We start from the raw sequence: 12,913 nt of genomic DNA, 5'->3' as shown, positions 1-12,913 counted from the left end.
TGCTGGCTACTGACTCGTAGGGTATCGGCGCGGATACGGCTGTGCAGTGCGGCGTTTACCACACCTAGGCTGGCTTGCATGACGCCGCCCAATGACTCAAGCAATGACCCGGAGTACGGCACGGGGCCCGGTTCTCGTCGTGGCTCCGCCGGGTCCCCTACGCCCGGTCGGTGGTCCGATCTCGATCGGCCGCCCCTCGACGCCGTCGCCCTGCGCCGTGCCCTCGTCCGCGACGGCGGGCTCTGGACGTCCCTCGATGTCGTACCCACCACCGGCTCCACCAACAGTGACCTCGCCGCCCGCGCGGATCAGCTCCCCGAAGGGGCGGTCCTCGTCGCCGAGGAGCAGAGTGCCGCTCGGGGGCGTCTCGACCGGCGGTGGAGTGCGCCCGCGCGCTCGGGTCTCTTCTTCTCCGTCCTGCTGAAGCCGGACGACGTGCCCGTCGAGCGGTGGGGGTGGCTGCCGCTGCTCACCGGGGTCGCCGTCGCTGCGGGGATCTCCCGTACCGCGGGGGTCGACACCGCCCTGAAGTGGCCCAACGACCTGCTGGTCACCGTCGGCGGCGAGGAGCGCAAGGCCGGGGGCATCCTGGCCGAGCGGGCCGGGTCCGTGGGGGGTGGGGGCGTCGTCGTCGGCATCGGCGTCAACGTCACGCTGCGCGCCGATGAGCTGCCGGTGCCCGGGGCGGGGTCGCTGGCGCTGGCCGGGGCGGTGCATGCGGATCGGGATCCGGTGTTGCGGGCGGTGCTGCGGGAGCTGGAGCGGTGGTACGGGGAGTGGCGGGGGGCCGGGGGGGATCCGGGGGCCGGGCGGCTTCAGGAGGCGTATGCGGCGGGGTGTGCGACGTTGGGGCGGGTGGTGCGGGCGGAGTTGCCCGGGGGGCGGGATGTGGTGGGGGAGGCTGTGGCCGTGGACGGGGACGGGCGGCTGGTTCTCGCTACGGAGGAGGGGGTGCGGGAGCCTGTCGGCGCGGGCGACGTGGTCCATCTACGGCCGGCCGGTGGCTGACGTTCCTGGCCCTGACGTCTCCGCCTCCGGCGGGGTCTTCGCCTTTCCGTTTGTGGGGGTGGCGGGGTCGTGGCGGGATGGCCGTGCTCGCGTAGTGGACACTGCCTGGTTGTATCGCGCCGTCAGTGTGTTGCTTGGCACGCTGCGCTCGGTCATCCCGCCACGACCCCTCCTGTGCGTTCAGCGTCTGCGGCTCCGTGCCACTTGCGGTCCGGTGAGGCTTGTGGCGCATGCGCCTTGCGGCTACCGCCGCCCGCCCACGCCTTCGCTGTGGGTATCTGGTCCCCCCGCTGTAGACAGCCGGTCCGCCCCCCTCCGCTGTGGGCATCTGGTCCGCCAGGGGCGGAACGGGTGGGCACAGCCCACACCGCCGGGTACCCGGAACGTAGGGGGAAGGGCACCGCCCCACCCCCGGGTGCCCGCTACCTGGGTGAGGGGCGTAGTCCAGGTGTCCGGGCCCCCGGGGTGGGGGTGTGCGGTGGAGTCGGGAGTGAGGTGCGGCACACCTGCCGTAAAGTTGGCGCCGGTCGATATCTGACCGCGGCAGATCGGAAGGGCAGCAGGCGTGACCGTCGACGACACCGGCTCCGGCCAGGGCACCCCCGGCCCCGACGGTGCCCCCGGCCCGGCGGAATCCACCCCCCCGGCATCCGAGAAGCCCGAGGACCCCGACCTCGGCGCACCCGGGACCGCAAGCACGAGCGACGGCTTCGACCTCGGCGACGAGGACGAGGACGGCGGCGGCAAGGACCCCCTGGCCCTGCGCCTGGAACAGCTCATCCTCGGCGCCGACCGCCGCTACACCCCCTTCCAGGCAGCCCGAAGCGCCGGCGTCTCCATGGAACTCGCCTCCCGCTTCTGGCGAGCCATGGGCTTCCCCGACATCGGCCAGGCCAAGGCCCTCACCGAAGCCGACGTACTGGCCCTGCGGCGCCTCGCCGGCCTCGTCGAGGCGGGACTCCTGAGCGAGGCCATGGCCGTACAGGTGGCCCGCTCCACGGGACAGACCACCGCCCGCCTCGCGGAATGGCAGATCGACTCCTTCCTGGAGGGCCTCACCGAGCCCCCGGAACCGGGCATGACCCGTACCGAAGTCACGTATCCCCTGATCGAGCTGCTGCTGCCCGAACTCGAAGAGTTCCTCGTCTATGTATGGCGGCGTCAGCTCGCCGCCGCCACCGGCCGCGTCGTGCAGGCCGCCGACGACGAGGAGATGGTCGACCGGCGCCTCGCCGTCGGCTTCGCCGACCTCGTCGGGTTCACCCGGCTCACCCGGCGGATGGAGGAGGAGGAGCTCGGCGAACTCGTCGAGGCCTTCGAGACCACCGCCGCCGATCTTGTCGCCGCGCGGGGCGGACGTCTCATCAAGACCCTCGGTGACGAAGTCCTCTACGCCGCCGACGACGCCGGCACCGCCGCCGAGATCGCCCTGCGCCTCATCGAGACCATGGCCAACGACGAGACCATGCCCGAGCTGCGCGTCGGCATCGCCTTCGGCACCGTCACCACCCGGATGGGTGACGTCTTCGGCACCACCGTGAACCTCGCGTCCCGGCTCACCTCGATAGCTCCGCGCGACGCCGTCCTCGTCGACGGCGCCCTCGCCGAGGAGCTGGTGCGCACCGGGGACGCCCCCGCGTCCGAGACCGAGGCCGCCGCCCTCGCCGAGAAGGCCGAGCAGGCGGGCGAGGAACCCCCCTCGTACCGCTTCGCCCTCCAGCCCATGTGGCAGCGGCCCGTCCGCGGACTCGGCATCGTCGAGCCCTGGCTCCTCGCCCGCCGGGGCTGAGCCGCCGGGTACCCAACGGGCACGGCGGCTGACATGATCCCCGGGTAACGGTCGTTAACCTGAGGTGGAGGGGTCATGGGCGCGCAGCGGTTCGGGGAGTTCGTGGAGGTCCGGCGGCACGGGCACGTGGCCGAGCTCGCGCTCGACCGGCCGCGCGCCATGAACGCCGTCTCCAGCGACATGGCCCTGGCCATCCGCGAAGCGTGCCACGCGCTGTCCGCGGACCAGGGCGTACGGGTTGTCGTCGTCAGTTCCACTCACGAGCGCGCCTTCTGCGTGGGCGCCGACCTCAAGGAGCGCAATTCCCTCAGCGACGCCGAGCTGGTCCGGCAGCGGCCCGTGGCCCGTGGTGCCTACACGGGAGTCCTTGACCTGCCCGTGCCCACCATCGCCGCCGTGCACGGGTTCGCCCTGGGAGGCGGGTTCGAGCTCGCTCTGGCGTGCGACGTGATCGTCGCCGATCCCACCGCCGTGGTCGGGCTGCCCGAAGTGTCCGTCGGCGTCATTCCCGGCGGCGGCGGTACGCAGCTCCTCCCGCGGCGCGTGGGTGCCGCCCGCGCCGCCGAACTCATCTTCTCCGCCCGGCGCGTGGAAGCCGCCGAGGCCAAGGAGCTCGGGCTCGTCGACATCGTCGCCGGGGTCGGCGAGGACCGCGACGAAGCCCTCGCCCTCGCCGCCCGCATCGCCGCGAACTCGCCGGTCGGCCTCCGCGCCGCCAAGCGCGCCCTGCGTCTCGGGCACGGGCTCGATCTCGCCGCGGGCCTGGAGGTCGAGGACGCCGCCTGGCGCTCCGTCGCCTTCTCGGGCGACCGCGCCGAGGGCGTCGCCGCCTTCAACGAGAAGCGGAAGCCGGAGTGGCCCGGGGAGTAGCCCCTCAGGCTTGTGTGCTGCGTGAGTCGTGTGCGTCAGTGTGCCTCGCGTGCGTCATGTGTGGTGCGTGCCTCGTGTGCCTCGTACGTGGTGCCGGGGAGCCCTTGCTGGAAATGTCCGTAACCTGGAGCAATGGGTGAGGACGTTCGGTTGCGTGCCGTGGTGGCCCTCGCGCAGGGCATGGCCGCCGCGCACACTCCGCGTGAGTCCTGGCGGGCCGCCGCCCAGGGCGCGATGATCGCCCTCGGCGGCAGCTTCGCCGCGCTCTCGGTGTGGGAGCGCGAGCGCGGGCGCCTCCGCGTGCTCGTGAACGCCGGTGAACGCACACCGGGGGAGGAGGAGTTCCCCGACGGCGAGGCCTACCCCGTACACCAGTTCCCCGAGATCACCGAGTTCCTGCACGAGCGGTGGGCCGGTGGCGGGGAGCCGCACGCCTGGGTGGAGACCGCCGAAGGGCCCGGAGGGGACGGTGGGGACGGTGGGGCGCAGGGGCACGGGCGGGGGGCTGGGTACTGTCATCAGCGCGTCGCCGCCCTGCGGCGGCGCGGGCGCGGCAGCTGCGTCGTCGCGCCGATCGTGCTGCACGGGCGGGCGTGGGGCGAGCTGTATGTCGCACGGGCCGCGGGAGCGCCCGCCTTCGAGCGCGGCGACGCCGACTTCGCCTCCGTGCTCGCCTCCGTCGTCGCCGCCGGGATCGCCCAGACCGAGCGTCTGGAGGAGGCCCGCCGCCTCGCCTTCACCGACTCCCTGACCGGACTCGCCAACCGTCGCGCGGTGGACCTGCGGCTCGACGAGGCCGTGGAGCGGCACCGGGCCGATGGCGCCGTCGTGAGCCTCGTCGTGTGTGACCTGAACGGGCTCAAGCACGTCAACGACACCCGCGGGCACGCCGTCGGCGACCGCCTCCTTGAGCGCTTCGGGTCGGTGCTCTCGCTGTGCGGCGCGATGCTGCCGGGGGCCCTCGCCGCGCGGCTCGGCGGGGACGAGTTCTGTCTGCTCTCGGTGGGGCCCACCGCCGACGAGGTGGTCCGGGTCGCCGATGAAGTGTGTGTGCGCGCCGACGAGTTGGAGCTCGGGGACGGGGTCGCCTGCGGTGTCGCGTCCACCGGGGACCCGATCGGGGCCGTGCGCAGCGCCCGGCGGCTGTTCCGGCTCGCCGATGCCGCCCAGTACCGGGCGAAGGCCGCGCGTGCGGGGAAACCCGTGGTCGCCGGGCGGGAGGGGGGCGAGGCGGGTAACGATCCCGTCGTCCGGCTCGCCGACTCCGTCCAGCCCCCGGGGGAGGGGGAGCGGCGGCGCTTCCGGGGGCGGTAGGCCCTTTTGGTGGGGTGGTCGGCCGCGTCTCGGTGGGTGGTCTGCCGCGCGTCGGAGCGGTCGTCGGCCACGCCTCGAAGCGGTGGTCGGTCACTCCTCGGTGGAGCGGTCGGCCATGCCTCGGCAGGGTGGGGGTAAGGGGCGGGGCGGGAGCGGGACCGTGACGAAGGGACTCGTGACAGGGTGGGATTCAGTGCGTAGGCTCCTGAATATGGATATGCAGACCGTGGTGCTCGGAACCACCGGCACAACCGCAGAGGACGTCATCGCCGTCGCCCGCCGCAACGCGCGCGTCGAGATCGGCGAGGACGCCGTCGCCGCCCTCGCCGCGGCCCGCGAGATCGTGGACGCGCTCGCGGCCAAGCCGGAGCCCGTGTACGGCGTCAGCACCGGCTTCGGCGCGCTCGCCACCCGGCACATCGGCCCGGAGCTCCGCGGCCGGCTCCAGCGCAACATCGTCCGCTCGCACGCGGCGGGCATGGGACCGCGCGTCGAGCGGGAAGTCGTGCGCGCGCTGATGTTCCTGCGCCTGAAGACCGTCTGCTCCGGGCACACCGGGGTGCGGCCCGAGGTCGCGCGGACCATGGCCGACGTCCTGAACGCCGGCATCACCCCCGTCGTCCACGAGTACGGCTCCCTCGGCTGCTCCGGCGACCTCGCCCCGCTCAGCCACTGCGCCCTGACGCTGATGGGCGAGGGCGACGCCGAGGACGCGGACGGCACCGTCAGGCCCGCGGGCGAGCTGCTCGCCGAGCACGGCATCACGCCCGTCGAGCTCCGCGAGAAGGAGGGCCTCGCCCTGCTCAACGGGACCGACGGCATGCTCGGCATGCTGGTCATGGCCCTCGCCGACCTGGACGTCCTGTACAAGTCCGCCGACGTCACCGCCGCCCTGAGCCTGGAGGCGCTGCTCGGCACCGCCAAGGTCCTCGCCCCGGAGCTGCACGCCATCCGCCCGCACCCGGGCCAGGCCGCCTCCGCCGCCAACATGGCCGCCGTCCTCGCCGGTTCCGGTCTGACCGGACACCACCAGGACGACGCGCCCCGCGTGCAGGACGCCTACTCGGTGCGCTGCGCCCCGCAGGTCGCGGGCGCGGGCCGGGACACGCTCGCGTACGCCCGTACGGTCGCCGAGCGCGAGCTGGCCGCCGCCGTCGACAACCCCGTCGTCCTGCCGGACGGGCGCGTGGAGTCCAACGGCAACTTCCACGGCGCCCCGGTGGCGTACGTGCTCGACTTCCTCGCCATCGCCGCCGCCGACCTCGGCTCGATCGCCGAGCGCCGCACCGACCGGCTCCTGGACAAGAACCGCTCGCACGGCCTGCCGCCGTTCCTCGCCGACGACGCGGGCGTCGACTCGGGCCTGATGATCGCCCAGTACACGCAGGCCGCCCTGGTGAGCGAGCTGAAGCGGCTCGCCGTGCCGGCGTCCGCCGACTCCATTCCCTCCTCCGCCATGCAGGAGGACCACGTCTCCATGGGGTGGTCGGCCGCGCGCAAGCTGCGCACGGCCGTCGCGAACCTCCGCCGCGTCATCGCCGTCGAGCTGTACGCCGCCACCCGCGCGATCGAGCTGCGCGAGGGGCTGACCCCGGCGCCCGCGAGCCGCGCCGTCATCGAGGCCGTCCGCAAGGCCGGTGTCGAGGGCCCGGGCCCCGACCGCTATCTCGCCCCCGACCTCGCGGCCGCCGACGCCTTCGTGGGCGAGGGGCTACTCGTCACCGCCGTGGAGGAGGCGACCGGGGCGGCGCTGGCCTGATCCGCTGCGGTTGTCAGCCCGCGGCCCCGGTCCGGGACTTCCCGGGCCGGGGCCGACGGTTCTCTGGGTCAGGCGGTCAGCACGCCTCCGCGCGCTCCCGCCGCACCGAATACAGCACGAATCCCGCGCCGAGGCCGAGGAACGCCGTGCCCCCGGCGACGTACGGCGTCGTGTCGATGCTGCCGGTGTCGGCCAGGTGGCCCTCGTGGGCCGTCTCATGGGTCTTCTCGTACGGCGACTCATGGGTCTTCTCGTACGGCGACTGGTCAGTCTTCTCGTACGGCGTTCGGTGGGGCATCTCGGCCGCGGGCCCGGCCGAGTGTCGTGCGGTGCTGCCGGGCGGGCCCGGCGTCGCTGTCGCTTTCGCGGAGGGGACGAACCACAGGGCGATGAGCAGAGCTCCCGCCAGGCCTGCGGTCAACAGCGGTCGACGTGCGATCACGGGAAGAGGATCCCCCTTGTGGTGCTGGCGAATTGGCCGTCTGGGGCGATGCTAGTGAAAGGCGCGGGTCGCGGGAAAGCCGTGCCGGTACGGGGCCTTACGCTCCCGCTTATGAGTACGGACGACACATCACGCTTTGTGCGACTGCGCGTCGAATTGGTGGTCCAGGTCGACGGGTCCGAGGACCTGCGCGGGACCGCGCTCGGGCGCATCGCGGAAGACCCCCACATGCCCGCCGCCGAGCGGGAGCACGCCGAGGCGGCCGTCAAGGAGGACGACGCCGAGGCGCTCGCGTACCTCGTGGACCCCGTCGACCTGATCGGCGAGGTGCCAGGAGTGGAGCTCACCCAGGCCTCCTGGAGCAGCGAAGTGATCGACTACGACCCCGATTCGCCGGATTGGGATCCGGACGAGCATGATGGCGCCGAGGACGACGACGAAGAGCCGTAGCAGCGGCGGCGCACCGCGTCCCGGGAAGCTTCCCCCATCCCAGGAGCCCCGGGCGGCAACCGCCGCCCGGGGCTCCGTCGTCTCCCGGAGGCACGGCCGTCCCGGCCGCAGCGGTCGACGTGTTGTTCCCCACATCCTCGGCCGAAATGGAACGGGATGCACCGGGCAAGGCGTTAGGCGGGGTTGCGGGGGGACCCGCGGGGTCTTGGGATTCGGCGACGATGGAGAAGCGAGTAATGACGGACAGCAAGCGGCGCAGGGGTCTGGTGGCCGTGTCCGCCCTGGTCGGCGGGGTGCTGGTGCTCTCTGCCTGTAGCGACGACGGCGGCGGCGACAAGGGCGGCAGCGGCAAGGAGTCGCAGAGCCAGGTCGACGAGGCGGCGGCGAAGAAGACATCCGCAGCCAAGATCGATATTGCGCCGAAGAACGGCTCCGGCAACGCGAGCATCAACAGTGACGCCAAGGTCACGGTGAGCGAGGGCACGCTCACGGACGTGACCATGAAGGGCGAGGGCGGCACCCCGGTCGAGGGCCGGATATCGGCGGACCGCAAGACCTGGAAGCCCAGCACGCAGCTGGAGCGCGCCACCACCTACAGGATCTCCGTGACGGCGAAGGACTCCGAGGGCCTCAAGGCGCACGAGAACTCGTCCTTCACGACCGTCTCGAAGGCCAACAGCTTCATCGGCAGCTTCACGCCCGAGGACGGCTCCACGGTCGGCGTGGGCATGCCGGTGTCGCTCAACTTCGACAAGGCCATCACCGACAAGAAGGCCGTGCAGTCCGCCGTCGAGGTGTCGTCCACGGGCGGCCAGCGGATCGTGGGCCACTGGTTCGGCAACCAGCGCCTGGACTTCCGCCCCAAGGACTACTGGAAGGAACACTCCACGGTCACCCTGAAGCTGTCCCTGGACGGCGTCGAGGGCGCCGACGGGGTGTACGGCGTGCAGCAGAAGACCGTCAAGTTCAAGATCGGCCGCAACCAGGTCTCGGTCGTGGACGCCAAGACCAAGCAGATGAAGATCATGCGGGACGGCAGGGTCGTCAAGACCATCCCGATCTCCGCGGGCTCGCCGGACAACAAGACGTACAACGGCAAGATGGTGATCTCCGAGAAGTTCAAGGAGACCCGCATGAACGGCGCGACCGTCGGCTTCACGGACAGCGACGGCAAGGGTGAGTACGACATCAAGGACGTGCCGCACGCCATGCGCCTGTCCAGCTCCGGCACCTTCATCCACGGCAACTACTGGGGCGCCTCGTCGATCTTCGGCAGTGCGAACACCAGTCACGGCTGCATCGGTCTGCGGGACGCCAAGGGCGCGGGTGACAAGTCGACACCGGGCTCCTGGTTCTTCGAGAACTCGATCACCGGTGACGTCGTGGACGTCCGCAACACCGGCGACAAGGTCGTCGCCCCGGACAACGGCCTCAACGGCTGGAACATGAGCTGGTCGCAGTGGACGGCGGGCTCCGCCGTCTGACCTGGTGAGACCGGTCGGGGCCCCGGCCTGCGACAACGGCGCGCGAAGGCGGCCCGCACCCTCCCGGGGGTGCGGGCCGCCTTCGCGTACGCGCTCTGTCCCCGCACCCGCGGGCCGCCTGCGGCGCACACGGATCGCGGTGCCCTCGGGCCTGCTTTGTTGCGGCGTCATGGTGAACGGGCCAACAACGTCAACTATCGACTTCTGTCCCACAGTTGAGCAGATATCGTCCCCCTCGACATACTGCGTGACTCAGCGCTTTCAGCCGAGGGGGAAACTTGCTCAGACAAGTACGCAAAGCCACAAGACAGCCAGGCGCCCGACGTGTGGCGGTGGCCGGAGTCGCCACCGCCGCGGCCGTGGCGCTCGCGGCGGGCATGACCAGCCCGGCGGGGGCCGTCCCGGACGACGTCCGCGCGGCCGGCACGGTGGCGGACGACGTCCGCGTGCCGGTACGGCACCACATCACGCTCCTCACCGGGGACCGCGTCACCGTCGACACCACGGGACACGTCACCGCCTTCGACCCCGCCAAGGGCCGTGAGCGCATACCCGTGCACACCTCACGGCACGACGGGCACACGCTCGTCATACCCGCCGACGCCCAGCGCCTGATCGCCGACGGCACGCTCGACCAGCGCCTCTTCGACGTCACCGAGCTGAGCAAGAAGCACAACCGCACCGCCCAGAAGCAGGGCCTGAAGGTCATCGTCCGCTACCGGGGCGCCGCCGCGGGCGCCAAGGCCGACGTGCGCGGGGCGGGCGGCACCGAACTCCGCCGCTCCCTGAAGACCCTCAACGCCGACGCGGTGCGCACGCCCAAGCAGGACGCGGGCAAGCTGTGGCAGGCCCTGACGGCCGAGCGGGACGGGGCACGCACCACCGCGGCCGGCATCAGCCGCGTCTGGCTCGACGGGGTGCGCCGCGCCAGCCTCGACAAGAGCGTCAAGCAGATCGGCGCCCCCAAGGCATGGGAGGCCGGGTACGACGGCAAGGGCGTCAAGATCGCCGTCCTGGACACCGGCGTCGACGCCACCCACCCCGACCTCAAGGACCAGGTCGTCGGCGCCGAGGACTTCACCCCCTCGCCCGACACCAAGGACCGCGTCGGCCACGGCACCCACGTCGCCTCCACCGCGGCGGGCACGGGCGCCAAGAACGGCGCGTACAAGGGTGTCGCCCCCGGCGCCAAGATCCTCAACGGCAAGGTGCTCGACGACACCGGTTCCGGTGACGACTCCGGCATCATCGCGGGCATCGACTGGGCCGCCGCCCAGGGCGCCGACGTGGTCAACCTGAGCCTCGGCGGCCTAGACACCCCCGGCGTCGACCCGCTGGAGGCCCAGATCGACAAGGTCTCCGCCGACAAGGGCATCCTCTTCGCCGTCTCCGCGGGCAACTCCGGCTCGCCGGGCTCCGTCGGCTCGCCCGGCAGCGCGGACGCCGCCCTGACCGTCGGCGCCGTGGACGACGCCGACAAGCTGGCACCGTTCTCCAGCCGGGGCCCGCGCGTCGGCGACGGCGCGATCAAGCCCGACGTGACCGCGCCCGGCGTCGACATCACCGCGGCCGCCGCGCCCGGCAGCGAGATAGAGAGGGAGGTCGGCCAGAGCCCCGAGGGCTATCTGACGATCTCCGGTACGTCGATGGCGGCCCCCCACGTCGCGGGCGCCGCCGCCCTGCTCAAGCAGCAGCACCCGGACTGGAAGCAGCCCGAGCTGAAGGGCGCGCTCACCGCCTCCACGAAGCCCGGCAAGTACTCCGCCTTCCAGCAGGGCTCCGGCCGCATCGCCGTGGACCGGGCCATCAAGCAGTCGGTCGTCGCCGAGCCGGCCTCCGTCAGCTTCGGCACCCAGCTGTGGCCGCACACCGACGACAAGCCGGTCACCAAGAAGGTCACCTACCGCAACCTCGGCAAGGAGGAGGTCACCCTCGACCTCACCGCCGAGGCCACCGACCCCAAGGGCAAGCCCGCCCCCGACGGCTTCTTCACCCTGGCCGACAAGAAGGTGACCGTCCCCGCGGGCGGCACGGCCTCCGTCGACCTGACGGCCGACACCCGGCTCGGCGGCACGGTCGACGGCGCCTACTCCGCGTACATCGTGGCGAACGGCGGCGGCCAGAGCGTCCGCACGGCAGCCGCTGTCGACCGCGAGGTGGAGTCCTACGACGTGACGGTCAAGCACATCGGCCGTGACGGACAGCCCTCGAAGTTCCACAACACCACCCTCAGTGGCCTGACCGGACTCGGCAAGGACCTCTGGCTGCCGGTGAACGACCCCTCGGGGACCGCCGAGGTGCGGGTGCCCAAGGGCAGTTACGTCCTGGACGCCGGTGTCTTCGTCGACCCGCAGGACGGCACCAAGGGCTCCGACTGGATCGCGCAGCCCAAGCTGGACGTCACCAAGGACGCGACGCTGACGGTGGACGCGCGGACCGCGAAGCCCGTCGACATCAGCGTGCCGTCGTCGGCCGTCAAGTCCGAGTTCGCCGCCCCCTCGTACGAGATCACCGCCGGCGGGGACGACTTCAGCTTCGGCTGGTGGCTGGACTCCTACACCGGGTTCCGCAGCGCCCACCTCGGCCCGCAGGTCACCGACGGCTCGCTGCTCCAGCGGTGGGACGGCCACTGGTCCAGGGGCGAGAAGGCGCAGTACAGCGCCGTGTCCGGCGGTGTCGTCAAGCGGCTCGCGACCGGCTACACCAAGGACTACAGGGAAGCCGACTTCGCCACGGTGAAGGTCGGGCTCGGGGCGTCCTCCAGCGGCAAGACGGCCGCGATCGCCGCGTTCGGCGGGCTGCCCGGCTCCTTCAGCGGCACCGCGATCACCATCCCGCAGAAGGCACCGAGCACCCGCACCCTCTACCTGTCCACGGTCGACAAGGCCACCTGGGGCATGGAGTTCGAGCAGCGGGGCGGGACGGACCCGGAAGGCTGGCCGATCGTCGACGCCTCGTACACGCTGGGCAAGCCGCAGGCGTTCACCGGCGGCAAGACGTACACGAAGACGTTCAACACCGCCGTCTTCGGGCCGCGCGTCGGCGGCAGCTACGGCGTCTCGCGCGAGGGCGACACCCTCACCGGCTACCTGCCGCTGTTCGCCGACGGCAAGACCCACGCGGGCGGCTCCACGTACAGCTCGGTCAAGACGACCCTGACGCGCGACGGGACCCAGGTCGGCGAGAACGACGACCCGCTGAGCGGCGAGAAGGGCTTCAAGGTCCCCGCGGGCGACGCCGAGTACAAGCTGTCGACGTCGGTGCGGCGCGGGGTCGCGGTGTCCGCCGCCTCCACCCGCGTGGACGCGAGCTGGACCTTCCGCTCGAAGCGGACGTCCGCCGTCACCGGCCTTCCGGTCTCCACCGTGCGCTTCAACGCGGCCGTGGGCCTCGACAGCCGTGCCCCCGCGGGCGTCAAGCAGTCGGTGCCGGTGACGGTGCAGGGCGCCGCGGCCGGTGACCGGCTCAAGTCGCTGTACGTCTACGTCAGCTACGACTACGGACAGAAGTGGGAGCTGGTGAAGGTCAGGAACGGCAAGATCGAGGTCAAGAACCCGGCGCAGGGCAAGGGGATCTCGTTCCACGCCAAGATCACGGACAAGAAGGGCAACAAGTCCACGGTCTCGATCTACAACGCGTACTACGGGAAGTGAGCTAGCGGCTCCCACGGCATTGAGCCGGCAGGGTCGCGGGGGGGGGGGGGGGGGGGGGGCGGGGGCGGGGGGCGGGGGGGGGGGCGGGGGGCGGCGCCCCCCCCCGCCCCGCGGGCGGGGGGCGCCGGCGCCCGGGGCGGCGGG

At 72.2% G+C, this 12,913-nt stretch carries 9 protein-coding genes; 8 read left to right on the top strand and 1 reads right to left on the bottom strand.

Annotated elements, in window-relative coordinates; genetic code table 11:
- The first annotated feature begins 78 nt into the window (after nucleotides 1–78).
- From ACH4DX_RS12420 to hutH, 5 genes are all read left to right on the top strand, one after another.
- A complete protein-coding gene (locus tag ACH4DX_RS12420; protein ID WP_398122083.1) occupies nucleotides 79–1,008 on the top strand; it encodes a biotin--[acetyl-CoA-carboxylase] ligase in 930 nt (309 codons plus the stop codon).
- A gap of 565 nt (nucleotides 1,009–1,573) precedes the next feature.
- Nucleotides 1,574–2,797, top strand: coding sequence for an adenylate/guanylate cyclase domain-containing protein (locus ACH4DX_RS12415; protein WP_398124106.1), 1,224 nt, complete (start codon nucleotides 1,574–1,576; stop codon nucleotides 2,795–2,797).
- A 75-nt stretch (nucleotides 2,798–2,872) separates the two neighbouring features.
- Nucleotides 2,873–3,667, top strand: a complete 795-nt coding sequence (locus tag ACH4DX_RS12410) for an enoyl-CoA hydratase/isomerase family protein (RefSeq protein WP_398155020.1) — start codon at nucleotides 2,873–2,875, stop codon at nucleotides 3,665–3,667.
- A gap of 132 nt (nucleotides 3,668–3,799) precedes the next feature.
- Entirely contained in the window at nucleotides 3,800–4,981 is a 1,182-nt protein-coding gene (locus ACH4DX_RS12405) for a diguanylate cyclase domain-containing protein (protein WP_398155019.1), read from the top strand.
- 217 nt (nucleotides 4,982–5,198) lie between these two features.
- On the top strand, nucleotides 5,199–6,740 hold the full coding sequence (hutH, locus tag ACH4DX_RS12400) for a histidine ammonia-lyase (protein ID WP_398155264.1): 1,542 nt from the start codon (nucleotides 5,199–5,201) through the stop codon (nucleotides 6,738–6,740).
- Between the two features lie 76 nt (nucleotides 6,741–6,816).
- Here hutH and ACH4DX_RS12395 read toward each other — a convergent pair whose 3' ends face one another.
- Complete coding sequence (locus tag ACH4DX_RS12395; RefSeq protein WP_398155018.1) at nucleotides 6,817–7,182, bottom strand: LPXTG cell wall anchor domain-containing protein; 366 nt, start codon at nucleotides 7,180–7,182, stop codon at nucleotides 6,817–6,819.
- Nucleotides 7,183–7,293: 111 nt separating this feature from the next.
- On the opposite strand from ACH4DX_RS12395, the gene ACH4DX_RS12390 reads away from it, so the two are divergent.
- From ACH4DX_RS12390 to ACH4DX_RS12380, 3 genes are all read left to right on the top strand, one after another.
- On the top strand, nucleotides 7,294–7,632 hold the full coding sequence (locus ACH4DX_RS12390; protein WP_398155017.1) for a hypothetical protein: 339 nt from the start codon (nucleotides 7,294–7,296) through the stop codon (nucleotides 7,630–7,632).
- 236 nt (nucleotides 7,633–7,868) lie between these two features.
- Nucleotides 7,869–9,116, top strand: coding sequence for an Ig-like domain-containing protein (locus ACH4DX_RS12385; RefSeq protein ID WP_398124111.1), 1,248 nt, complete (start codon nucleotides 7,869–7,871; stop codon nucleotides 9,114–9,116).
- A 332-nt stretch (nucleotides 9,117–9,448) separates the two neighbouring features.
- The gene (locus tag ACH4DX_RS12380; RefSeq protein ID WP_398155263.1) at nucleotides 9,449–12,769 is read left to right on the top strand and encodes a S8 family peptidase; all 3,321 of its coding nucleotides are present in this window, start codon (nucleotides 9,449–9,451) and stop codon (nucleotides 12,767–12,769) included.
- The last annotated feature ends 144 nt before the right edge of the window (nucleotides 12,770–12,913 follow it).

The sequence above is a fragment of the Streptomyces sp. NPDC017940 genome, from assembly GCF_044328435.1.
GTDB lineage: Bacteria > Actinomycetota > Actinomycetes > Streptomycetales > Streptomycetaceae > Streptomyces.
This window is presented reverse-complemented; position numbering and strand designations above follow the sequence as displayed.